The organism is Pseudoalteromonas sp. MMG022 (assembly GCF_021654245.1).
Classification (GTDB): Bacteria; Pseudomonadota; Gammaproteobacteria; order Enterobacterales; family Alteromonadaceae; genus Pseudoalteromonas; species Pseudoalteromonas amylolytica.
In genome coordinates this window covers 280600-305650 of the sequence record NZ_JAKFZQ010000003.1, presented here as the reverse complement: position 1 = coordinate 305650, position 25051 = coordinate 280600, and the positions used below count along the sequence as shown (strand labels likewise).

The window sequence follows — 25051 nt, the reverse complement described above, 5'->3', positions numbered from 1 at the left end:
CTGTGTATATAAGTCGGTCAGTCACCCTTGTAGCAGGTAACATCCACTTCTACTTTGCAATCCACCACTAAATCCGCCACCATACAAATACGCGCAGGAGGATGAGCACCAAAATACTGCGCAAATACCTTATTAAACGACTGGAAGTAACGTGCGTCGGTCAATATCACCGACACATGAGTAACATGCTCAAGTTCATAACCCGCTTCACGCATAATGGCCACACAGTTATCCAGTGCGATTGTGGTTTGCTCAACAATGCCCCCCTCAATCACTTCGCCGTCTCGCATTGGCGTTTGGCCCGACACGCGTAACCAGCCTCCAGCTTCAACCGCTCTGGCGAAGGGTAAGTGCTGTCCACCAGTCCCCGTGCCACCTTCAGCTCCAAACCGTCTAATTGTCATTGCTCTTTACTCCTGATTATCTAAACGGGCTAAAAATCGCCCAGCTCTGTATCTGCGTTGGATGCTGACTTGATCATCCCCTTCTTTAAAACTGGTTCGGCCATTAACCCAGACATGTTTAATCCCTCGCGCTGGTTTATGAGGCTGACTATAAGTTGCTTGATCTGAAACCGTATTGGCATCAAAAAGCACTAAATCAGCAAAGTAGCCCACTTTGATCGCCCCTCGGTTTTTGAGTCCAAATGTTTGCGATGATAACGCTGTCATTTTATGGATAGCCAAAGACAAATCGAGGCTATTTAACTCTCGTACATATCGGCCTAACACACGAGCAAAGGTGCCCCACAGTCTAGGGTGTGGATGGGGATCGCAAGGCAGTCCGTCCGACCCTATCATGGTATGTTGATGACTCACAATATCCTGTACATCCTGCTCGTCCATACAATGATAAACCGCCCCCGCAGGACTTAGTTTTTGCGCGGCTTGTAACAAAGAAACTTGCCATTTACTGGCAATGTCTTTGAGTGTTCGTTTGGCCATATCAGGGTGAGGCTCAGACCAGGTGATAAAAATCTCACTCTCTTGCGTCACCTGCTTTAGATCCAAAGTACTTGAACTGGCGGCATACGGGTAGCAATCGCAGCCAACTAGTTGTTGCTGCCGTTGTTCTTGAAGGTGTGCCAATACTTGTTGCGCTCTGCCCCAGTTGCTTTTACCAGCACATTTTAAATGTGAAATAACCAAAGGCACTTGGGCACTTCTCGCACTAGTAAATGCTTCATCCATAGCATCCAAAATCCCATCAAATTCGGTGCGCAAATGTGTTGTGTAAATACCCTTGTATGGCACTAAACACTGAAGCAATTCACTTACCTCATCAAAGCTGGCCGCATTGGCATTGCCATAGGCAAGCCCTGTGCTAAAGCCCACAGCACCATCAGTCAGAGCTTCACTTAGTAGCTTTTTCATTTGTGCAATTTCTTCGCCAGTTGCACTACGCCCAAGCGATGACATCACTTGCGCCCGAAGTGACGTGTGGCCTATCAGCATCGCGGTATTAACGCTCGGCCTTACCTTGGCATAACATGCTCGATACTCTGCCAGTGTGGCAAACTTAAACTCTGTATCCCCGCCCAGTAAGTTAATGGGATCAACCACCTTATCACACCCAGAAAATGGTGCAGCGCTTATCCCACAGTTACCGGTAATGACAGTGGTGACACCCTGACTCAGTTTGCTAAGCATATGTGGATTACGCAGTACTTCTAAATCATCATGAGTATGTACATCTATAAACCCCGGTGCTAATGCATACCCGTTCCCATCAATATATTGCTTTGCCCTGTAGTGTGATACGTCTTCAACCGCGACGATTTGTTCATCCAAAATAGCCACACCACCAAATATAGGCTCACTATATTCCCCATTGTAAATCATCACATTATGAATGATGGTATCCACCAGCTCAGTCCCGGTCATGGTTCAGTCTCCTAGTGGAAAACGTTTATCGACAGGGTCCGCACCACAGGCTTCATTACGATGCCTATCGAGCTGCATCTTCAAGCGTCGCAGTTTTTCTTTTGAACGGCGTTGGTTTTTCATCGCCACTTCACTGGATAATATATCCACCGCCGCCATCATGGCATAACGCGCCGCACTGGGTTTGAAGATATAATCACTCTCTTGCGTTTTTATCGGTAAGTGAAAGTCAGCCAAAGCGCAGAGCTCTCCTTCAGGGCAAATAGCAATCACCACTGCACCATACTCTTTTGCAATACGAGTTGCGTCGATGACATCAGGGCTTACCCCGCTGATAGACAAACTAATAACAACATCGCTTTTATTGATGGTCGATGCCGTCATGCGCATTAACATGGGATCACTGTGAGCGTTGCTAAGTATATCCAAACGGAATAAGCGATTTTGACACTCCATGGCCAGCATACTGCTGCCCCCACCCACGCCATAAATCAAACAATGGCGAGCACTGCAAATTGCATCACAGGCCTGTTGCACCACCTGCTCTTCAATCAAGCCCGCATTGAGATGCAAAATTTCTTCTATGGAGGAATAGACATGAGAAATATTTACCCGCTCTACCAAAGAAGTGCCTAGGAAGCGCTCTCCAACCCCGGTAGACTTTGCCAGTTGCAGTTTAAGATCACGCACATTGTCACACTGTAAGCTTTTTGCAAGACGCGTGATACTGGCGTTACTTACTTGCGCTCTTTGCGCCAATTCATCAATTGAAGCTCGGGCTGCAAAATGAAGATCTGACAGAATTAGTTTGGCGACCTTTTGCTCCGCAGGGCTAAAATGCCCCATCCCTTGTGATATTTTGTCAATTATGTCCATCGCCATGCCCTTCAAAAGTATGTAGTCAATGTTTTGCTAATCACCCAGTCATCGTCAACGACACCAATTTGCCGCCACTTATCGAACGTTAAACATGGATGAGACGTTGAGAAACAAACCAAATCGCCCACCTTAAGTGCCGCGTCTGAGGCTATGCTCATCATGCAGTGTTGGTCCATAATATCTGTTACTCGAAATGCAGGTGATGCCTTTTCAAGCTTTTGAGTAGTAGGAGAAAATATCAATTGCGGTGTTGGTAACCCAGCATCAAAAGCGACATCACGCTTGCCCAACCCAATGATGGCCAGATTAGGTTCGGCGCGAGACACCACATAAGCCCAAAGGTATAAACCCGATGTTAGGCCTCCTTTTATATCACACGCCAACTGACTGCGCTGTAGCACTTGTTGCTGAGCCGACTGATAAATACCGGTATCGTGAATAACGTAACAACCAGGGCGTAGCACATAGGTAAATAGCCCACGACTTTCGCTGTCATTCAGCGCCTTTGCAACCACATCGTACCAAGCTGAGCCTGCCCCCGTAATAATGGGTTTATCTATAGCAAACCCCTGACGCTGCTCAATTTGCACCGCCATTGCAATCACATCTGTTACAAATGAATGGATGCGCTGTTGGGCTTGCTCTTTGGTGATCACCCCTTCGTAAAAGCTCAAGCCACACACCTTTAAGGCCTTGAATTGCTGACACACATCCAACAGCTCAAATAGCTGTTCACTTGAGCGCACACCACAGCGGCCATGCTCAACACCAACCTCAAGAAGAATATTCAATACCACGTTCTTCGATTGGAAAAACGCCCCCAACTGGCGAGCATTATCCAGCGAGTCGACGAAACAATAAAACTCTGTATCGGTTTGGCTCAGCAACTGTGCAATCAATTCAAAATGAAGCTTGCCGATCAGTTGGTTGGCTAAAATGACTCGCTCTATGCCTTGCCCAACCGCATTTAACACCTGAGGCACAGTGGCCAAACTGATAGCCCATGCCCCTTGCTCAATTTGTTGCTTAAACAAATCGGGCAACATGGTGGTTTTGCCGTGGGGCGCGAGCTTTACGCCTGCTTGCCTAGCGTACTGCGCCATCCATTGTGCGTTATTAGTAATCGCACCTTGTTTAACAACCGCCACAGGAAAGCTCACTTCCTCAGCCAGAATATTCCAACCACTCGCTGTAAGTGATTCTGACTTACCCGCACCTTTCATAAATTCAGACATAAGACCTTTTATCTATTCTTAACAATTAATTATTAACATACAGTAAGGGCATGCACACAAGGTCAATTTACAACCAAAAGTAATACAAATATCAATCAACCTGCTTGATTTTTAGCCCATGATAATGATAGAAAGTAACAAGTTCAATAATATTTTTTGTTACTTTTTAACAATCCTGATAAGCAACATATATTTTATTTTGAACTGAGCAGGTAAATTATGAGTACGTTTTGCGCCATCGTTACTCTGTCTTGATGACGCAACGTTTGTATGGGTAGTTAAACGTCATGTTACTCAAAAATACAGGCCATCAATATTTTTTTAAAAACAAATGACAACGCTGTCAGTTAGTTTTTAAAAATGGCGAGAGTCATCACAACGATAAGGCAAAGCAAATCCAGTCAATTTGCTTTGCTAAACGATACAAGGGGAAGAACGTGTCTACCAAAACATTTCAACGCAGCGTACTGGCGTCCACTATCGCGGTCGCATTATCATCAGGTATAGCCCATCATGCTAACGCGCAAGATAGCGCAACCATGCAAGAAGACATTGAAATTATTCAAGTCAAAGGGATCCGTGCCAGTACAGTAAAATCTATTAACGTCAAGCGCTTTGCAGCATCACAGGTTGATGGTATTGCTTCAGAAGATATAGGTAAATTACCTGACGTCACCATCTCTGACTCATTACAACGGATCACTGGTGTTCAGGTAGAAAGAACGGCTGGTGAAAGTGGACCTGTACAAATTCGTGGCATGGGTCAAGTTGACACTACACTCAACGGTGAAGTATTTCTCAGTGCCACAACCATAGACTCCTCTGGCGCAAATTTCGGAGATCTACCCGCACAACTTTTCTCGGGCGTTGACGTGTACAAAACCAGTCAAACAAAACGCACAGCTTCAGGCATTACAGGCTCGGTAGATTTAAAAACTCGCCGCCCATTCAATATGGATAAAGGCTGGGTATACAACGTGTCAGCCGATGTAACACAAGGCTCTATCAGTGAACAAAGTGACCCGACATTAACGGGATTGATCAGCTACAACACCGCCAAATGGGGAGTATTGTTTTCAGCCGCTACTCAGGAAGCGACGCTAGCAACCGACTACAACGGCTATTTCGACACCTCTGAAAACGGCGGTATTGGCGCTGCCAACAATAACTTCACATGGGGCCAAAACCCACGCGGTGAAGAGGTTCGCCACGTTGTACCACAGGGCTTTGCGGCGTTTAATAAACAAGAAAAACGTGAACGTGAGGGCTACCAGTTCGCGTTTCAAGCCGATTTAAGTGAAGGATTTGAATTGGTATTTGAAGCGTTTTACACCGACCAATCGCGCTTTAATGACCGCCGAGGGCTATCGCAAAACAACCGCTGGTACACTTTTAATGACTATGCCTACCCGACTGAGTCGGGCTGGACAGGAGATACATTTACTGATGCTGATGGCAACCCTTGGGGAGCGGTCAATGACTTTTACTTAAAACCGTGGCGTCTACAAACCTTCACTCAGGTGAACAATAACTTTGAAAAATCGACCAACCTGAACTTAGAGCTTAACTTCAATAACGGTGGTGCACTTACCGGTCAAGTACGCGCTACGCGTGCGCATGCATCGGCCAGAATGCGCCATGGTTACGGTGAAGGCGACATGTTGAGTATTGATAGAGGCACTTTAGTGACTGGGCCTGGGCAATTAACCCCTGCCGAGTTTTGTGGCGATGATGACACTATTGTAGGCGATCAAGGCGGTTGTTATGCTGCATTTTCACCCGGCGGTATTGAGGATGACAGCTTTTTACTGCGCTACAATGCTAGCGGTGAATCACCGGTATTCAGCGGTTTTGAACAAATCGTCAATGGTGGCCAAGGAAGTATGAGTATCGCCGACTATATGGGCAATATCGATTCATATCACATCGGTGCATTTTCTTCAGAAGGGAATACCGACGATGAAGGTGAAGTCAACACCTTCAGTACAAAGTGGAACTACCAATTTGATGATGTGACTTTTATCACCAGCGTAGACTTTGGTATTCGCGTGATGGAACGCGAAGTCGATCACGACCAATTTACTTATACATCGGAGTTTGGTGATGGCTGTGATGTTGCACAGTGGAAAGCGGTTGACCAATATCACACTCCCGCAACCTGTGAGGGTAACCCCGCAGCAGGTGAATATCTAACACAGGATGTCGGTGATATCCCAGCGGGGACTTGGGTGCCCTACACCCTGCTAAACCCAGCCCGACTTGATACCTACACCACGGTGAGTCAAATCTCCAGTTATGGCAGTGTGCAGGGTATTCCAGCAATGTGGTCAATTGACCCGAGTAACTTTCGCGATCCGTACCAATTCCATTTAGATACATTTGGCAATGTTCAGCGTATCGAAAACGCGGGTGCGTCTTACGACGTCGAACTAAATGAGTTTAGCTATTTCCTACAAGCCAACTTCGAATACAACATGTTCAAGGGTAACTTTGGTGTGAAAGTAGTTGAAACCGACTTGTATGTTAAACAAAACTTGGCGGGGGCGAACCTCCCCCACAGTGGCTTAGGACCTGACGTGGGTGATGTAGTTACCGAGCGCAGTTATACTGATTACTTGCCGTCTATTAATATTAGTGCAGACGTAACAGAGGATGTGATTGTACGCGCCGCTTATTCAAAAAATATGCAAGCTCTCACACTAAGTAACTGGGGTGGAGGTAAAACGGTAGGTAAAGCCATCAATGGTGAATGTGACTGCTTGCGTGTGGTGAACGGCACCTTATCGGGTAACCCTGAACTGAATCCGTGGCGCTCCAAAAATTTCTCGCTTTCGGCAGAGTGGTATTCTGGTCAAGCATCCATGGCATTCTTAGCGCTTTACAAAATTGATATTGAAAGCTTCACAACTGACGGCACGGTGATGATTGATGAGCCGGATGATGATGGTATACGTCGTGGTCCATGGCCGTTTACCACCCAAGTACAGGGTGAAGGTGGTTACGTCAAAGGGGTAGAAATCGGTATGAAAGCCGCATTCGGTGACTATACTGACATCAGCATCTTGCAAAACTTCGGTGTTGATGTGAACTATACCTTCAGTGATAGTGGTTATGATACCAATGAAAGCGTGTTTGGCGAGCTGCCATTTCCAGGTAACTCAGAGGACACTTATAACTTTGTACTGTGGTATGAACAAGATGAGTTCTCAACACGTCTAGCATGGAACTCTCGCAGCCCGCGCTTAGTCACAACAGGCTCAAGTGCAGTCGGTGGACAATCACTTTACCAAGATGATTATTCACAACTTGATTTTAGTGCCACCTACCATGCCACCGAGTACTTAGATATCTTCTTACATGGCTCAAACATTACTGAAGAAGTTCAGCAAACGTATTTACAGTTTGCCGCCCAAAAAGCGTTCCGTAATGAGTACGAGTCTCGCTGGACCCTTGGTGTTAGGGCAACATTTTAGTTGAAATAACACTTCTGCCCAAGACTACCGCTTTGAGCGGTAGTCTTATTTACTAAACAACCAATCAAGATAGACAAGTTAACCAATTGAGTGAGCACCGCGCCTTGCGTTGCCGCCAACAAGCCTTGAGGATGTACTATGCAAAAGACCCAAACTCCGATTAAAAAGTTTGTCATTGTTGGGGGCGGAACCGCCGGTTGGTTGGCTGGTGCAACCTTGGGCAATATTTTCAAACACTCCGATGTAGAAGTTGAGCTCATTGAGTCTGAAGACGTCAACATCATTGGTGTTGGTGAAGCAACTATTCCACCACTTATCGACACGTTAGAAAGCTTAGGTATTGATTTAGCAAACTTTATAAGTGAGACGCAAGCAAGTTTTAAGTGGGGCATTAAATTTGAGGACTGGTATAAAAAGGGCCACAGCTACTTTCACCCCTTTGGGGAGCTTGGTCAACGCATTGATGGCCATGAGTTTTACCAGTGCTGGCTAACACTCAAAGCCAACGGTGATAATACGCCACTGATGGCTTATTCACCCGAAGCGGTGCTCTCGCAGCATAATCGATTTTTTATTCCACACCAGGCGATGAATACCCCCCTTGCGGGCGCACGTTTTGCGCTACACCTTGATGCGGTACTAGCTGGAAAATATCTGTGTAATTTTGCACAAAAGATTGGCGTCAAACGTACGGTTGGCCATATTGAATTAGTAGACAAAACAGTGGATGGGTGTATCTCGTCTGTTACCTTAACATCCGGCCAAACCATCGCTGGTGACTTTTTTATTGATTGTAGCGGCTTTAATAGTGTGTTGATTGGTAAGGCATTAAATACAAACTATCTGGATTGGTCCGAATATCTGCCCTGCAACCGTGCCGTTGCCGTACAAACGACTTTGTCTGAAGACATAGCGCCTTATACTGTTTCGCGTGCACAAGAGGCGGGTTGGAGCTGGCATATCCCATTGCAGCACCGCATGGGCAATGGCTACGTTTACAGCGATAAGTACATCAGTGACGAGCAAGCAACCGCCACATTGATGAATAACGTTTCAGGTAAAGTGCTTGCGCCTCCTCGCGTTATACCTTTTAAAACAGGCTTAAGAGAACAAGTTTGGAACAAAAACTGTCTTGCCCTAGGGCTGGCGCAAGGCTTTTTAGAACCACTGGAGTCAACTGCGATTCACTTGGTATCAAAATCATTGGCTTTATTTGTCCGTATGTTTCCAACCAAGCAGCATAACGCCGTTTTACAAGCCGAGTTCAACCGTCGAATACATCAAGACTACGCCGAAATCCGTGACTTTTTAGTACTACACTATTGCACCACCCAGCGCTCAGACAGCCCGTTTTGGCGAGACTGGCAACATCGTGCCATTCCGCAAACCTTAGGGCAACGCATGACCTTTTTCACCCAACAAGGCGGATTAATTCCTGACGTTGAAGCACTGTTTCAAGCCACGAGCTGGTATGCCGTATTGGATGGCATGGGCGTCAGGCCAAAAGGTTACAACCCAACATTAGATGCACTCGATATTGACGCGCTAAGAAAAAGCCTGACGATGGGTCGCACGGCACTTGAGCAATGTGTGCTCAAGCAACCATCACACGCACAATTTTTGCACAAGTACTGTCCTGCCAAAAACCTCTAAATCAACTTGAATTTAAGAGATCAGAATAAGCCCTGCTTGATTCTGATCCACCTCACTAGACATCACTTACCGCTTTACAGTGCTTATCAATAAACGCTTGATGCGACAAACATTGTGACGCTGCACTTTGTAATTGGTCGTTTAACTGCGCTAGATTTTTCTCAATTAGGCGATTGTCTAAGCTTTTAATCCGCGCATCAAAACGCTCTGGCTGCAAATTAAAACCAAAGAACATTGCAAGCCAACTTGCCTGTTGAAAAGACTCATCAGCATATTGCACCACGTGCCCTTGGCTTTTATACACTGCCAGCTTGTGAGCAAGACTCTCAGGGATTGGCATTTGCTGGCAGTAGCGCCAAAATGCCGTGTCATCACGCTGCGTCAGCTTGTAATGTACCAGTAAAAAATCAATGATGCGGTCAAGCTCACTATTATGAAGTCGATTCACTTCATCAATATCAGCCTGATTAAATGATTTGTCTGGAAAAAAGGTCAGCAGCTTGGCCAATGCAGTTTGAATGAGAGAAATCCCCAAAGACTCCAGTGGCTCCAAAAAGCCCGCGGCCAAACCCAGCGCAAAACAGTTTTTATGCCAAATTACTTTCCTACGTCCTTTTGGAAACTTAAAGTGCTTTACCTGGGTTATGGTACGCCCTTTTACGCTGTTTAGCAGACTCTCCTCGGCTTGTGCATCACTCATAAATTTACTGGAGTAGATATAACCATTCCCCATACGATGTTGTAGAGGAATACACCATTGCCACCCTGCCTCTTTGGCTATGGCTCGTGTATACGGTGTGGGTTGACCCTGTAATTCAGTTTGCACTGCGACAGCGCTGTCACAAGGAAGCCAATGATCATCTGCTTCAAGGCCAATCCCCATGGCTCCTTCAATCAATATCCCTTTAAAACCCGAGCAATCTATGAATAAGTCACCATTGATGGTCTGTCCATCACTGAGTTTCAGCGATTCAATCATCCCCGACTCTACATTTAGCGTTACCTTAGATACCGTTGCCAGAATATGCTTAACTCCCTTTTCTTTGCAGAACTGAGTTAAAAACTGCGCATACAACACTGCATCCATGTGATAGGCGTAAGAGTAATGAGTGGCTGAATTGTTACTTTGTCCATTGGGCTGAGCAAAAGCCCCCTTTTTGGCCAGTAAACAGGCAAAACAATAATCTTCTATCTCTGGTGCGACACCCTGTGCCTTGAGTTTATTAATGTATTGATGGAATTCAACATTTTCTAAGGGCGCGCCATAAGCCGCAAACGGGTGAAAAAACCGTGATCCTTTTTTATACCAATCTTCGAATTCAATCCCCAGTTTAAAGGTGGCCTGTGTGGCCTTTATTAAATCGGCATCCGCAATCCCTAAATTGCGGTTGAAGTCTACGAAGTTTGGAATAGTCGCCTCTCCCACTCCAACAGTGTTGATATCAGGAGACTCTATGAGGGTAACACTCAAATCCTTTCCCTTTGCAAACCTAGACAAGCTTGCCGCTGCCATCCAACCTGTTGTGCCACCACCAACAATGACAATTTTCTTTATTTCATCAGCCACAGAACACCTTTTTTTATTATTTTTAGTTACCCTAATATAAACTAAAATCCGTTGCGTTCTAAGCCATTGAGCACAAAAAACATACTATTTTTTATGCGTATCAAATTGAAAATAAAAACTTTATATTAAGTCGATAACGTGTGAGAAAAATGCGGTGGGATCAATCCATAAAAAGGTGAAATAAACAACCAACTAACAGTAACGTTTATTTCACCAGCACAAGGCAGTTGTAACACTGCTACAGGTACGAGAACACTGGGTCGCGCTTTGCTAAATACAGAACGCAAAATTCATGTTAGGCAGACTGCCTTTCCTCAACAGGACTATATTGCTCGATAAAAGATAGAAAATTGGGTTGGCCAAACAGCATCATAATATCAAGCAATTGGCATGCTGTGAGTTCTGTCTTACCAGATTCCCAGTTTGAGATAGTGGCCTGATCGACTGGCGTAACTAGGCTTTTACCCAGTTGAGCCTGAGTCAATTTCATATCTCTTCGTAACTTACGAATTGTCGCTGGAATATACTGTTTTGCTGCCAAGGTATGCGCTTTGCGTGTGCGTTCATTTCTTCTTATTGTCATCATATATCCATATTTGGTAATAGTCGGTATTTTACAGCCTGTACAACAAACTGGTTGCAAATCACCAAATGGTCCTATTGAGTGAATGTACTTGACTACACTCACAGCCCCCTGAAACACCGAAATAGACAAGATGATTTATTTCATGTAGCCTATCTGGGTCAACTGGTAAAATAATTGATCGGATTGGGTTATATGTCAAATACTTTTGCAACAAGATTAAAACAACTGCGAATTTCAGTGGATGAATCGCAGGTAAGTTTTGCTGAAATGTTAGAAATCCCAGTTCCGTCATATCGAAAGTATGAGAAAGGTGAGCGAGAACCCACACTTTCGGTTATTTCCAAATTTTTCGAACATCCATCGACCAAAGCATTTGCTCAGTGGCTAATTACTGGCGAAAACCACCCCAATGCGACCACCAACAACCCGACCAGTATGCAGGCTTATACGCCTACGCCGTTCTTGTCTGAGGATGAATTTGAACAACAATTTGTTAAAACCGCAAAAGAAACATTGTTGTTTATGTGTCATTTGGGATGGTTTAAGTCAACTAAAACGGCTGACTTTGAAACAAGTGGGCAGCTACTATTAAGAGACTTAAAACCTTTGTTGGCAGGCTCGTTTAGAAACAATAAAAGCGCTTAAGAAATAACTATAGCAATCCCTTTCCTCCCTCTAAGCTGCACTTTAACTTATTTTACTACTTTTAATACTTGCACCGTTTGATTACAACGTGAAACATCTGACTTGGCTACCACACCATTGCAGGTTTGCTCAGACTCTTTAAAATCGCTGACCCGCTTGAACATGACTTTTACACCGTCATATTTAACAAAGTCATCATCACTTTCAAGCACTTCTGCTAAGTCCATAACAATATCGTAAGCTTGGTCGTAAGATTGTTTAGATATCGATTCATGCCGACCAGATTTTGATGTAACTAGAAAAGCTTTTAGTTTTTGCTCACTACGAGATAAATTAATACCTTTGACCAACGACACAACATAACAAACAAAAATCAAACACGTCAGACAAGCCATTGTTAGGACAAGCATCATGCAGGCACCCTCATACGGAGTGTTTGAGACGTAAATTTAAAAACAAAAAACATGGTAATGGCTATATCCATTATCGATTGTGAAGCGATGAAAGGCCCATAAAAACTATAAAGGATATTAATATCAAAATACCCCCTTAGTACAAGCTGTAGAAGGTTTGTCAGTGTTCCGACGAAACTCATAAACAAGCAAGTCCTTGCAACAAACGAGAATCGGCAATTTTTTATTGAATGGAAGAAAAACATCAATAGACAAAAAGTCGCTGAGATACTTACTAAAAATGAATAGTAAAAGCGTCTCAGCTCAAATACCCCAACTTCTAGTGAGAAGATATAAGGTATTATATTGGTGATAAGTAAATTTATAGCAAACAAGCATAAGCAAGTTAAAAAACATGAGTAAAGCTCTTCATCAGCAAGAGATTCAAATCTGTAAACACCAAATATAGGTATATTTCGCCATTTAAGATTTAATATAACCAAGATTAAAACTGCACATTCTAATGCTCGCAATCCCCAAGCCACTAATGTGTAAAGTTCATCCATGTTTTTCCTATAAAATACTTAATACAACTTACTCTGGTGGCTGATGACCATGTCCTGAAGAGCCAGCACCTGACACTAATGAACATTGATGTAACTCTAATTTGTTGATTTTCTCGCTCAGAGTAAGCTTGTTATTCTTTGTTAATACTCTATTGCTAGTATCAAACCTCAAAATATTCCCTATAACTTTATTCAGTGCAAACATTTCATTTACCTCTTAATATAAATTGTATAATGAATGCCACAAAATATGTTACCTCGATGTTAAACACATAATGACCTTACGTCAATTCTAGACGTTTAAAAGATGTAACATTCTATGCAGCGATACGCTATTCATGGGTTTGCTCAAATAAAAAAGCGCACCAAGAACATATTTATATTAGGGAAATGTGAAAGAAATGGAATAAATATTAACAATTTTAAGGCTAATTTCGTATACACTATTGAATTTAATACGTTATTTTTATGGTTTTTATTTTTTAAATGAATAGCGATTCAAACTTCCTTGATGCCACCAATAATAAAGTCTTCATATTGTTATTTTCAACATACTGATAGCACAACGGCCACCCAATTAACCTCAGTCCTAGATAATCATAAGTATAACAATTAGACGCTTTGAATACTCTTTAAGCATAACTCATCTAAAGACCTGAATAACAAATGAATCTTTATCTAACTTCCATTATGATGCGTGAAATTTTCATAACTCAGGATGTATTTTATGAGTAACTCCCCAGAAGCTATCACAACCGATATATCTTCAGCCAGTTGGGGTAACTGGAGTAAGCATGACACCCATTGGGTCCTTAGTTTATTTGGTACAGCAGTAGGTGCTGGTATTTTATTCCTGCCTATTAACATAGGTATTGGCGGTTTTTGGCCATTACTAGTGATGACCTTATTGGCCTTACCCATGACCTACATGGCTCACAGGGGTCTGGCTCGTTTTGTACTGTCATCCGAGCAAGAAAATGCCGACTTTACCGATGTGGTAGAAGAGCACTTTGGGCCAATGGCGGGTCGTCTCATTTCGCTGCTGTATTTCTTCTCTATATTTCCCATCCTGCTCATTTATGGCGTTGGCCTAACCAACACCGTTGATAGCTTTATGGTCAATCAGTTGGGTCTTGAGTCTCTACCACGAGCAGCGCTCTCTGGTGTATTGGTAGCAGGCATGATTGGCATTATGCTAGGTAGTGAGAAGCTGCTCATGCGTGCATTTGCCGTGCTGGTTTATCCTCTGGTCGCAATTTTACTGTGCCTGTCGCTATATTTAATGCCACATTGGCAGATGCCCATAGTCGATACACCTGAGATAGGTAATTTGGCTTCCACCCTATGGTTATCCGTTCCAGTTATTGTATTTTCATTTAGTCATGCAGCAGCTATTTCTAGCTTTGCGAACGTACAAAGACGTCACTACAAACGACAAGCAATCAGCAAAGCAGAACGCATTCTAAAATGTACCTCAGTGTTTTTGATTTTATTTGTCCTACTGTTTGTTATTTCCTGCGTATTGTCACTAACACCAGAGCAAATGGATAATGCTAAACAAGCAAACGTCTCTGTACTTTCTTATCTAGCAAATATTTATGATAACCCATTTATTGCTACGCTCGGGCCGCTCGTGGCGTTCGTAGCCATTACGTCATCATTTCTGGGGCATTTTATGGGCGCACGCGAGAGCTTCAATGGTCTGATGACAAAACAACTTAAACTGACGTTTGCCCAAGCAGACAAATTAGGCATTGGTTTTATGTTTATTGCTATTTGGGTATGTGCAGTAGCCAATCCAAGTATCTTAGACATGATGGGCGCAATATCCGGCCCAATCATCGCCATGATCTTGTTTATTATGCCAACTGTTGCGGTGTTTAAAGTTCCCGCTTTACACGCATACAGACGACATATTGGCACCTACTTCGTGTTATGTGTTGGACTACTCGCTGTTTCTGCTTTGTTGTATAACATGTTAGGTTAATCACACTTCATCTCATCTGCTCTAGTCAGGCTTCAACTGACTAGAGCTTGAAACGCCCTACCAAAGCTTGGAGACGGTGATATTCGGACTCTACTTCGTCACAACAACTAGACGCTACCTGAATGTTGTCGCAGTTGTGCTCAGCGAGATCACTGATACTCGATACCTGATGCGCCATATCTCGGGCAACCGCACTTTGCTCTGACGTGGCCGTTGCCACTTGTGAGTTATAACTTTCAATCGCCATGACTTGCTCGTTTATTTGCTCAAATGATGCAGAAACATGGCTTGTTGTTGAAAATGTTTGTTCAACGCTTGCCAGTGCACCTTTCATAGAGTTAACCGTCTGTTTCGAACCACCTTGCAAAGCTTCAATGATATTGTGGATCTCTTTGGTGGAGTCTTGAGTCTTTTGTGCCAACGCTCGAACTTCGTCGGCAACAACGGCAAATCCGCGTCCTTGTTCTCCAGCCCTTGCAGCTTCTATCGCAGCATTGAGCGCCAGCAGGTTTGTTTGTTCAGCTATGCCTTTTATTACCTCTAAAACAGAGCCAATATCAGCGCTATCTTTGGCAACCTTATCTACTTCACTGGATGTCACGGTAATGATATTTTTTAACTCATTATTGTTACGCACGTTGGCCTCTACATTCGCTTGTCCATCAGCTACTTGCTCAACCGCTGCATGAGTTGCTTCATTCGAGCTTTCAGCTGATTGTGCTAATGATTCCGAGGTTTGCGCCATCTGCTCTATCGCAGCCGACAGTTGCAGAGTCATGCTGGACTGCTCTGTTGACTGAGTCGCAACTTTGTTAAAATTCTCCCTCAGCGATGACACTGAACGATCCAAATTTTTAGATGAATCTGAGACTTCACACATCGCCTCATTAATACTTTGCATCATCTTATTGAGCGAGCGGCCAACCTGACCTATTTCATCATTATCCGCTTTGTTAAAGCGTAAATTTGCTCGCAAAGACAGATCCAATGACGTTGCCACTTTCACCACAAAATCATTAATTGCCAGAACGGGTTTTGACAGATATCCCCCTAAAAACCACGCAATCGCCAGTCCCATTAATATCAATACAATACTGAGCACCACTGCAGCAAATAACATGGTTTCCAACAAGTTAGCACTGGCTTCAAAACCTTCATCTGTACTAATTTCACTGACAATGGCCCAACGTAAGCCCATTAAATCTAATGGTGCAAACGCTGAGACTACTTCTGTATTAAGATAGTTATTGGCCTGTAAAAAACCATTTTGACCTTGCAAAGCGCGCTCTACGGCCTGTGTTTTCACTTCAGCTAAGCCTAATGTAGAGTTTTTGGCATCTATTTGGTTGATCACTTGGCTGGCAACACCTTGGCTTTTGATATTCGCTAAATACTGAGATTTATTTTCCAAAAAGAAACGGCTTTGTGAACGCATCAATCGATCTTCCCCTACCAAGTAGGTTTCACCTGTTTCTCCAAGCCCTCTTTGCAACCATTGTTGATCGTAATTCATGATGTTATTAATGTTGTCTACTGGCGCTTGGAAAATAAGCACACCAATTCGTTGCTTATTGTTAAATATCGGGGTTGATAAGAATGCAGCAGGCGCCTCATAAGAAGGCGTGTAAGGTCTAAAATCAATGAGAGTAACCTCACCTTGCTGTGCTTTCATGGCTGCTTGATATGAATCTCCCAAACCCGAGCTACTGTATGGGCCAAAGCGCAACGAGGTAGCAAAATCGAGTTCTTTAAACACAGAGTAAATAACCTCACCCGTTTGCGCATCAACAATAAAAATATCGTAGTAGCCAAACGATTCTAGTAGCTGCTTGTAAGAGTCGTGATACTTCACATGGGTTTGCGCGTAATCACTGCCGTCTTGGGCATCATACAACTCGCTTTTACTACCTAATGGGTGCCGATTGTTAGAAATATAGGTATATTGAATCGCTCTGGTATTTGTAGACAAGTCCGCCAATAACGCTTGCGTGTTAATTTGCGCATCATCATTTAGCTCACGGTAATTTGCCGCAAACTGCTGCTGATAGAAGCGTTGCAAAGAAGTGTTTATCTGGCTTTGACTCGCCCCAGAGAATTGCTGCTGATACTGAGAAAAACCAGCTCTAAATGCGACAGTTGCATCGACAGTCATTGTTGAAGACGCCAGCGTTTTGATTTGCTGCTGCATCATGTCAAAGTAGCTTTCTAGTTGCTCTTTCTTCGCATCCCTGACACCCACTAGGCGATTTTGCAACTGCTCCTGTAACGCGTTATTAGCATTCGATTTTGCCAACGTAGTTAGGATACCAGCTGTAGCTATCACCGCTGCGGCAACAATGATCGCCACATTTAATACAATCTTACTTTTTATTCTCACCGCAAACCTCTACTGCTTGTTGCAAAAACTATCTGTATAATATGTAAATTTAGCAGGAGTTAGCGCAACAACCACTTTAATTTAGATGTTTCCACTCATGTGAACACCTTATCTGCTTTATGTTACAAATTAGGCTTGTAAATATCGGGCACGACAATTTGCATAAAAGGGAATGCATTCGTTATTGGCTCAAAGCCATATTGCTCATACAAGCCATGTGCATCCTTAGTGGCTAGCATAGTGCGCCGTAACCCTTGTAGTTCGGGATGTGTCTGTATCGCCTCCATCAACCTTTTACTCAACCCTTGGCCTTGAAAAGCAGGTTGTACGAACACATCCGCCAAGTACCCAAACGTGGCTTTATCCGTGATCATACGCGCAAATGCCATAAGCCCTGCTTGTGGGTCTATAATAGCAAAACACACACTGTTCTCTAACGCTTTTCTAAGCAGCGGTTTAGGGATATTTTCTGCCCAGTAAGATTGGCTAATATTTGCGTGAATATCGTCGAAATAAGAAAGGATGAGATGAGAGTCTGAGGTCACGTTTACTTGCATATTGGGCTCCTTTAAATGCAACAGTGTGATTGCCACATTATCACCACTTAGGAGCCCATACTATTGAATTTTGGTTATTTATGAACCTAAATATTCATAACTTGCTTGCAAACCCAAAGGAATATCCAGTCCCCAGTAAACCAATAAGAACAAGCTCCAACCTATTAAGAAGGCGATTGAATACGGGAGCATCATCGCTATCAATGTGCCAATGCCTGTTCCTTTTACATATTTTTGGCAATAGACCACAACAAGCGGAAAGTAAGGCATCAATGGAGTAATAATATTGGAGCTTGAATCGCCTACGCGATACGCCGCCTGACTTAAATCAGGAGAGATCCCTAATTGCATCAACATAGGCACAAAAATAGGCCCTAATAGCGCCCATTTTGCTGAACTAGACCCCACAAACAGGTTTACAAAAGCGGTTAGGAAAATAATACCTACGACTGTAATTCCGCTAGGCAGTGCTAACGCCTTGAGTATTTCTGCGCCTTCAATTGCTAATAAGGCACCTAGATTCGACTTTGCAAATGCAGAAATAAACAATGCACAGAAAAATGCCATTACGATGTAATAAGCCATGCTCCCCATGGATTTACTCATCGCATCTATCATATCTTTCGAAGATTTAAAGGTGCCTACCATAAAACCAAACACGGCACCTGGGATCCAAAATAGTAAAAAGATCAGCGGCACAATAGATTGCATTAAAGGAGCACTAAAGTCTGTCAATGCCCCTGAAGGGCCGCGTAGAGCTGAGTCTTCACCGCTTGCCGCATACGTCAATAGGGCTATTCCTGCTAGCATCACAGTGCTGGCTACGTAAAAGCCCTTACGCTCCACATCGGTGACTTCATGAAATTCAGGTAGGCTATCGGTGTCTCCATCCACAGGAGTATTTTTAAGTCTTGGTTCAATAATTTTATCGGTGATGTACCAGCCTAATAAAATGATAAACACACTCGATGCTGAGGTGAAAAACCAATTATTCAGCGGGTTTATAGCCATCTCAGGGTCAATAATATGTGCGGCACTTTGTGTAAAGCTCTGTAGTAATGGGTCTATTCCTGAAGGAATAAAGTTGGCACTAAAGCCGCCACTTACACCTGCAAATGCAGCAGCAATACCAGCCAAAGGATGCCGCCCCATGGCATAAAAAATCACCCCAGCAAGTGGAATAACCAGTACATAACCAGCATCCGTTGCTGTGTGGCTTACAATTGCCACCAAAATGATTGAAGGCGTGAGCAGAATTTGTGGTGTGCGTTTGAGCATCAGCTTGAGGCCAACATTGATATAGCCAGAATGCTCTGCCACACCTACGCCCAACATAGCAACCAGTACAACTCCCAAAGGAGCAAAGCTGGTGAATGTTTTAACCATAGTCGCCAAGAAGCCCGCGAGTGCATCACCACTTAACAGATTATGCACCACAATTGCTTGCCCTGTTCTTGGGTCAATCGATTCAAATTGAGTGTTAGAGAAGAGCCAAGATAGCAGCCAAATCAATAACATAGAAAATAAAAAAATCATGGCAGGATCTGGTAGTTTATTCCCAACCCGCTCAATAAAATTCAGAAATCGAGTCACTGCGCCATTGTTTACCGCACCGTTCGCCTGTGAGTCCATAGTTGTTCCTTAATAAAAAAATCACCTAACTCTACTTAAAATTAACATTCGTCGCAATATCCAGAACATGTCACACCACAACCGATGAGCCGTCGATGCATATACAGTATCACTTGATTTCATATTAAATAGGCTATGCTTTGGGCTAACCCTTTGACTTGGTGCACGCTACTATGATCAATATTGATGACAAGGTAATAAACGACATAAAAAGAGGCTTTAATTTACCACCTAAGCCAGAACTTCTTGAACAATTACAAACAGCTATTCAACACCCCGAGCCTGATTTAAACCACATTGCAAGCCTAATTTCCACTGACCTTTCAACGTCTGCTGCCGTACTTAAAGTTATTAATTCGCCAGCTTACGGCATGTCACGCACGATCACCGATATTAAACAGGCCGTGATGTTTTTAGGTCTAGATAGCGTTACTCAGCTGGTCACAAGCTGCCTGTTGCAACAAGCTTTTGAACAAAGCTCTTGTTGTATCAGTCTCGAAAGGTTTTGGGACACCTCAACAGAAATCGCAGCGGTTGCTACACTCATCGGCAAAAAAGTGAAATCTAAAGTGCCCTCGGAAAATCTACACATGCTTGGATTGTTTCACGATGCAGGGATCCCCGCTATGGCGGTTAAATACCCAGACTACGTTAAGGTGCTCGATATAGCCAATAACAGTCATGATGAACCTCTCACTCAATTTGAAGAGCAAGCGTACAACACCAATCACACCATTGTAGGGTTTTTTCTAGCATCCAGCTGGCATCTACCAAAACCTATCTGTCAGCTTATTTTACGTCATCATGATTTAGAGTTCTTGACAGAACCGCACGATCAGGAGTTACTTCTCAGTTACGCCACATTAAAAATGGCTGAGAACCTAGTACACACGCAAAAGCGCTTTAGGAATACAGCAGATTGGCTGCATGTAAAAACAGAGGTACTTAGCACCTTAGAGTTGGATGAGGACGATTATCAGGATATTTTGGAAGATACGGATGACTACTTCCAAGAACGCTTTGGTTAAATGGGTTTGCGGAGTGCCGAAAATTGTAAACTAACTGTTCAGTTTTAAAAGCACAAGCGCTACTATGGCACAAAAAATCATAAGGAATCACCGTGCTGTTGGCGCTAAAACACAAATTCACTTCCGTTGGGGCGACGCTTGGCCCCGGCATTCTCATGGCAACCGCTGCCATTGGCGGATCCCATTTGGTAGCTGCAACGCAAGCTGGAGCACTATTTGGTTGGCAATTACTCTGGCTGATCCTAGCCGTTAACTTGCTTAAGTATCCCTTTTTTCGCTTTGGAGTCGAATACACCCTGTTAAGTAAAAACAGCTTAGTTGCAGGTTATCAGCAACAAGGTAAGGCCGTTTTTATTGCCTTTGTCGTTCTTAATATCATTGCTGCTATTGTCAACACCGCTGGCGTATTATTACTTACGGCCAGCTTGTTGCACTATGCACTGCCTTGGGCAATAGACATCACCACCCTATGCTTTGCTATTTTGGCGCTATGTCTCGCTATTTTGTTACTCGGTCATTATAAACTACTTGATAAAGCGAGTAAGTGGATCATGGCGACATTGACAATTTCAACTGTGGCTGCCCTTTGCATTGCAGTGAGTCAAGGCGCGGCTAACCCACCACCAGCTAATCCACCGGAGCCATTTCAAATGGCCATGCTTGGCTTTCTTGTGGTGTTAATGGGCTGGATGCCAGCGCCGATAGAGATCTCTGCTATCAACTCTCTTTGGCTAAAAGCTAAAACGAGAACATCAGCCCTTACACTCAAGCAGGGATTATTTGACTTTAACCTTGGTTATGGACTTACCGCTGTACTTGCAGTGGTATTCTTCTCGTTGGGCGTACTCATTCAATATGGCAGCGCCACCAAGATTGAGTTAGCTGGTATCGCGTTTAGCCAACAGCTCATCAGTATGTATACACAAACCATTGGCCCGTGGTCACATTCACTGGTTGCTGCGATTGCCTTTTTGTGTATGTTTGGCACCACACTCACAGTATTGGATGGTTATGCCCGAACGCTGAATGAGTCCATGCAATTGACGAAAAAGTCAGTTCCAAAATATACCTTATCGTTGTTGGTGCTAATTCAAGCAGCACTGGGCATGACCGTCGTACTATTTTTCAAGGCTAATTTAAAAGACATGCTGACCTTTGCAATGACACTGGCGTTTGTTACAACCCCAATCTTTGCATGGTTTAACTATCGACTCATGAAGGTGATTGATAATCAACCAAAAGGGTTTATGAAGTATCTCAGTTTGCTCGGGCTGGTTTACTTGTTCGGTTTTACTTTGATGTTTTTGTATTGGAAGTTTTAATCAACGAAGGAGCCATAGTTTTGGCTCCCTCTCCTAATCACCGACTATTATCGCCAATGTTGAGGCTCAGCACTTTTTACTCATGAGTTTATACTTTTTGAAGGTGAAAAGACTTCATTTAACGACCCATTTTAAACGCCAGCCGTACCGAAGTTTTAGCACTAACAGCCTCACCATCCACAAATTTAGGCGCATAACGCCAATCTTTTAATGCTTTGATAGAGTTTTTCACAAACATTTCACCATGCTCTTTATCCAATACTGTTATATCTTCAACAAAACCTTCTGGTGTTACCGTAAACTCCAAATCAACCCACCCTTCTTTGCGAGCTCTTGCTGCTCTGGTTGGATATATGGGTTCTATCCGATATAAAGGTGTCTGCTCAATATCATCCTGCCAAGGTTTCATTTTGGCAATGGCAATGCAGTGCTGTGTCGCTTGTTCACGCTTACCCAGCTTTTCATATAGACCAACTAAGCGAGAATGCGCAACAAGCTCGATAGGGTGATCAAATTCCAGCTTCTCGTCGAACACCTCAATAATGCTGTGGAGTTTCTCAACAGCACCACTATTTTGCTTGCGGGCAGCAAGTAATTCTGCAACCCATAAATCTACCGTTAATCGATGAACAGCGTCTTTTGGTAAGTGCTTTTGATTAATTTCATCTGCATGAGTTAGATAGCGTTTAACTCTTGTGTAGTCTCCTACACGATTGAATACTTTTGCTGCTTCAAAATAGATTTTTGATTCGAGCAACTTATTGTTATGGTGTTGGGCAATATCCAATGCTTTAACAACATACTCCCTAGCAGTGAGGTCCTTACTTGGAAGTAACCAATCTACCTTGAGCATATATGTATCTATTAACTCTATCGCGTTATTACCATGTACCTGTTTCAAGATAGCAATTGCACCACTCACTAGATTAAGCGCTTCTTCTTTGTCATTAAAGGCGATGGCTTTGGCGTAGTTAATTGCTAGGTTTGCGGTGTTTTCGGTTTGCTCCCCAAATACTACACGACCTTGCTGGTAAGATAACTTTGCGTATTTTTCTATACTGTCGTAGTCTTCTCGCGCTTCAACAGCTTGCTGATAAGCACGGTAGTTTTGATTAAATTGCTCACGAACATCAGATTGTGCAAACGAGGTTGAGCAAACTAATAAGCTGGTTAATAACAGCGCTTTTGGTATAGAAGTCATTTAGAATCCTTTCAAATAAATTCCCTATTATATATACAAAATTTAAAATGGGAATATCTTTCCTTACGCCGCTAACCCTTTCACTTGCTCCCAAATGTCAACAACGTGGGCTTTATCGTCTTCGCTAAGTTCGCCACTGTGATACGCTTTAACTAGGCTTTTTTCTACGTTTTCGTTTAACTCTTGTGGGCTCATCTGTTCACCCGCAACTTGGGCATAACCTACAGCTAGGTCAAAGTGACCTCGTAGGTAGCCACCTGCAAACAGTTCATCATCTGTTGCCTTATCTACCAGTGCATCAAAAAACTGCTGTGCAGCATCTACGTATTCTTGAAATGACATAAGTATTTTCCTAATTTAAATCTGGGTGGCCTACGGCATACATCACATGATCATTGTACCCTGTGATCACTTTAATATAACCGCTTAAGGCCTCATCTAGTTGCTCATCGCCAGTGTCAGCAATAAGTGGGCGACCATTGAGCGCTTGTAGCTTGGTTTTCGTTGCGACAACGATGATGTTGTCTTTACCAATTGTTCTAATTAATTCCGGGCTGAGTTGCTGGTTGCCTCTGCCAAAAATATGACCTTGTCCCCCAATTAGCGTGATCACTAACTTAGTCGTTGCGCCTTTAACATTGGCAAGTAGCTGGCTTGCAGTCATATCCTGAGCCACTAATTGTTGATCTCGAATAAGGTCAACACCCAACAAGGTGTTCTCAAGACCCAACTCTTCCATAATGGCAGCAACGGTTGAACCCGACCCCATAATATATTGGGTATCTGGGTCCATCTCACTGATAACATAAGCTGCGATATCGGCAAGTACGAGTTCATCACTTTCTTTACCGCCATTTTTAACGCTTTGCACATAACGTAATTCCGAAGGCACTTGCATTTCGCCATAACGTTTCGCCCTTACCGAGCCTTGACGAAATGCCTCTTCGTCAATATCCATCACATCTGCCTCTGACAGGGTAACCAACTCGCCAGTAACCAACATAGCTACGACACGCCCCGCCGCTTTAGGGGTAATGGCGTAAACACCTGAATGAATTTTACAGCCTGCTGGTACACCAAGCACCGGAATACTATCGTCCACAGCCGCGCAAATATTACGTGCGGTGCCATCACCACCTGCAAATAAAATCATATCAACGCCACATGCCAACATAGCCTTCGCAGCTTGCTCTGTGTCCTGAGGGGTAGTTGGCTGATGGCTTTGATATACAACTTGGGTTCTAAAACCAAGTGCTTTGGCTGTGGTCTCCCCCATTTCCCCATCAACCGTAAACACCGCTATCTGCTCTTGATAGGCAAGCAGTTGCTCAAGTGCCATTTGGGTTCTTTGATTAGCCTTAGGCATAGCCCCCAAAGCCAATGCCTGCTGTGCAGTCAGCTCTCCATCGCTGCCTTTTAGCGCAACACTACCACCCAAACCAGCTACAGGGTTAACTATCAAACCAAGTTTAAACTGCATCAAGAAGCTCCTTTGGACAATGCCAACTAAATTGTGCCTGCGAAAGCGGCCATGGGGTTTTATAGAAATCACTCAACACATGTAGCAACTGCTCTGTACGCGTATTAAAACCGCCCTCTAGTAGTGCCATTACTTGCTCATGCACTCTACGCTGAAATCTAAAGCGACATGTTTGTTCGCCATTGAGATTGTCTACCGAGACATTAAAATCAAATCCAGCAGCCACGCTCAGCGCCCATTCAATGGCCTGAGGTTTTACTTCAACATTTTCAAATTCAAGTTGTTTGGCCTTGTCGCGACCATCCGGACAATACCAATAACCATAATCTTCCAAAGTGCGGCGTTTTGTACCCGCCACCAGCCAATGGGCAATTTCGTGTAACGCACTGGCATAAAAACCGTGAGCAAATACCACTTGGTGATAGCCACAACTGGCGTTAGCTGGAATATAAATAGGCTCATCATCGCCTTTTACGAGTCGCGTGTTGTATTGAGTTGAAAATAGTTGATCAAAGATAGTGATCAGATCGTCGATGTGATGCATTAACTACGAGCAAACCATGTGTTACATAATGGCCGCAGATTGTA

Annotated in this window: 20 protein-coding genes; 6 read left to right on the top strand and 14 right to left on the bottom strand. The window is 43.6% G+C overall.

What is annotated here, in order from left to right:
• Nucleotides 1-17: 17 nt before the first annotated feature.
• Genes L1070_RS04615 through L1070_RS04600 form a run of 4 tightly spaced genes read right to left on the bottom strand, consistent with a single transcriptional unit; the run spans nt 18 to nt 3997 of the window.
• Nucleotides 18-404 carry a RidA family protein gene (locus L1070_RS04615; protein ID WP_237124654.1) on the bottom strand — a complete coding sequence of 129 codons (387 nt, stop codon included), beginning with the start codon at nt 402-404 and terminating at the stop codon, nt 18-20.
• Nucleotides 405-410: 6 nt separating this feature from the next.
• Nucleotides 411-1883, bottom strand: a complete 1473-nt coding sequence (locus L1070_RS04610) for a D-aminoacylase (RefSeq protein ID WP_237124653.1) — start codon at nt 1881-1883, stop codon at nt 411-413.
• Nucleotides 1884-1886: 3 nt separating this feature from the next.
• Nucleotides 1887-2759 (bottom strand): MurR/RpiR family transcriptional regulator, encoded by an 873-nt coding sequence (locus L1070_RS04605; protein ID WP_237124652.1) that lies wholly within the window; start codon nt 2757-2759, stop codon nt 1887-1889.
• A gap of 11 nt (nt 2760-2770) precedes the next feature.
• Nucleotides 2771-3997 (bottom strand): amino acid deaminase, encoded by a 1227-nt coding sequence (locus tag L1070_RS04600; protein ID WP_237124651.1) that lies wholly within the window; start codon nt 3995-3997, stop codon nt 2771-2773.
• 437 nt (nt 3998-4434) lie between these two features.
• On the opposite strand from L1070_RS04600, the gene L1070_RS04595 reads away from it, so the two are divergent.
• Complete coding sequence (locus L1070_RS04595) at nt 4435-7470, top strand: TonB-dependent receptor (RefSeq protein ID WP_237124650.1); 3036 nt, start codon at nt 4435-4437, stop codon at nt 7468-7470.
• Between the two features lie 138 nt (nt 7471-7608).
• Nucleotides 7609-9123, top strand: coding sequence for a tryptophan halogenase family protein (locus tag L1070_RS04590; RefSeq protein WP_237124649.1), 1515 nt, complete (start codon nt 7609-7611; stop codon nt 9121-9123).
• Between the two features lie 55 nt (nt 9124-9178).
• Here the strand turns inward: L1070_RS04590 and L1070_RS04585 are convergent, their stop codons facing one another.
• Nucleotides 9179-10690 carry a tryptophan 7-halogenase gene (locus L1070_RS04585; RefSeq protein WP_237124648.1) on the bottom strand — a complete coding sequence of 504 codons (1512 nt, stop codon included), beginning with the start codon at nt 10688-10690 and terminating at the stop codon, nt 9179-9181.
• A 295-nt stretch (nt 10691-10985) separates the two neighbouring features.
• Nucleotides 10986-11273, bottom strand: a complete 288-nt coding sequence (locus tag L1070_RS04580; protein ID WP_083330467.1) for a helix-turn-helix transcriptional regulator — start codon at nt 11271-11273, stop codon at nt 10986-10988.
• A 195-nt stretch (nt 11274-11468) separates the two neighbouring features.
• On the opposite strand from L1070_RS04580, the gene L1070_RS04575 reads away from it, so the two are divergent.
• A complete protein-coding gene (locus tag L1070_RS04575; protein ID WP_237124647.1) occupies nt 11469-11921 on the top strand; it encodes a helix-turn-helix domain-containing protein in 453 nt (150 codons plus the stop codon).
• A 47-nt stretch (nt 11922-11968) separates the two neighbouring features.
• On the opposite strand, the gene L1070_RS04570 is transcribed toward L1070_RS04575, so the two are convergent.
• Nucleotides 11969-12334 carry a hypothetical protein gene (locus tag L1070_RS04570; RefSeq protein ID WP_070984674.1) on the bottom strand — a complete coding sequence of 122 codons (366 nt, stop codon included), beginning with the start codon at nt 12332-12334 and terminating at the stop codon, nt 11969-11971.
• Nucleotides 12335-13606: 1272 nt separating this feature from the next.
• On the opposite strand from L1070_RS04570, the gene L1070_RS04565 reads away from it, so the two are divergent.
• A complete protein-coding gene (locus L1070_RS04565; RefSeq protein ID WP_237124646.1) occupies nt 13607-14866 on the top strand; it encodes an aromatic amino acid transport family protein in 1260 nt (419 codons plus the stop codon).
• Between the two features lie 40 nt (nt 14867-14906).
• Here the strand turns inward: L1070_RS04565 and L1070_RS20400 are convergent, their stop codons facing one another.
• The 3 genes from L1070_RS20400 to L1070_RS04550 all read right to left on the bottom strand — a co-directional run bounded on the left by L1070_RS20400 (nt 14907) and on the right by L1070_RS04550 (nt 19432).
• On the bottom strand, nt 14907-17243 hold the full coding sequence (locus tag L1070_RS20400; RefSeq protein WP_237124645.1) for a methyl-accepting chemotaxis protein: 2337 nt from the start codon (nt 17241-17243) through the stop codon (nt 14907-14909).
• 122 nt (nt 17244-17365) lie between these two features.
• Entirely contained in the window at nt 17366-17800 is a 435-nt protein-coding gene (locus L1070_RS04555; protein WP_237124644.1) for a GNAT family N-acetyltransferase, read from the bottom strand.
• A gap of 78 nt (nt 17801-17878) precedes the next feature.
• On the bottom strand, nt 17879-19432 hold the full coding sequence (locus tag L1070_RS04550) for an AbgT family transporter (protein ID WP_237124643.1): 1554 nt from the start codon (nt 19430-19432) through the stop codon (nt 17879-17881).
• A gap of 173 nt (nt 19433-19605) precedes the next feature.
• Between L1070_RS04550 and L1070_RS04545 the strand changes: the two genes are divergently transcribed.
• A complete protein-coding gene (locus L1070_RS04545) occupies nt 19606-20460 on the top strand; it encodes an HDOD domain-containing protein (RefSeq protein ID WP_237124642.1) in 855 nt (284 codons plus the stop codon).
• A gap of 86 nt (nt 20461-20546) precedes the next feature.
• Complete coding sequence (locus L1070_RS04540; protein ID WP_237124669.1) at nt 20547-21782, top strand: divalent metal cation transporter; 1236 nt, start codon at nt 20547-20549, stop codon at nt 21780-21782.
• A 118-nt stretch (nt 21783-21900) separates the two neighbouring features.
• Here the strand turns inward: L1070_RS04540 and L1070_RS04535 are convergent, their stop codons facing one another.
• From L1070_RS04535 to L1070_RS04520, 4 genes are all read right to left on the bottom strand, one after another.
• Nucleotides 21901-22983: a TonB family protein gene (locus tag L1070_RS04535; RefSeq protein WP_237124641.1), complete on the bottom strand. Its 1083-nt coding sequence runs from the start codon at nt 22981-22983 to the stop codon at nt 21901-21903.
• Between the two features lie 63 nt (nt 22984-23046).
• Nucleotides 23047-23325 (bottom strand): YfcL family protein, encoded by a 279-nt coding sequence (locus tag L1070_RS04530; protein ID WP_070984658.1) that lies wholly within the window; start codon nt 23323-23325, stop codon nt 23047-23049.
• Between the two features lie 10 nt (nt 23326-23335).
• A complete protein-coding gene (locus L1070_RS04525; protein ID WP_237124640.1) occupies nt 23336-24463 on the bottom strand; it encodes an ATP-NAD kinase family protein in 1128 nt (375 codons plus the stop codon).
• On the bottom strand, nt 24453-25007 hold the full coding sequence (locus L1070_RS04520; protein ID WP_237124639.1) for an elongation factor P hydroxylase: 555 nt from the start codon (nt 25005-25007) through the stop codon (nt 24453-24455). The genes L1070_RS04525 and L1070_RS04520 overlap by 11 nt, the downstream gene beginning before the upstream one ends.
• Nucleotides 25008-25051: the final 44 nt, after the last annotated feature.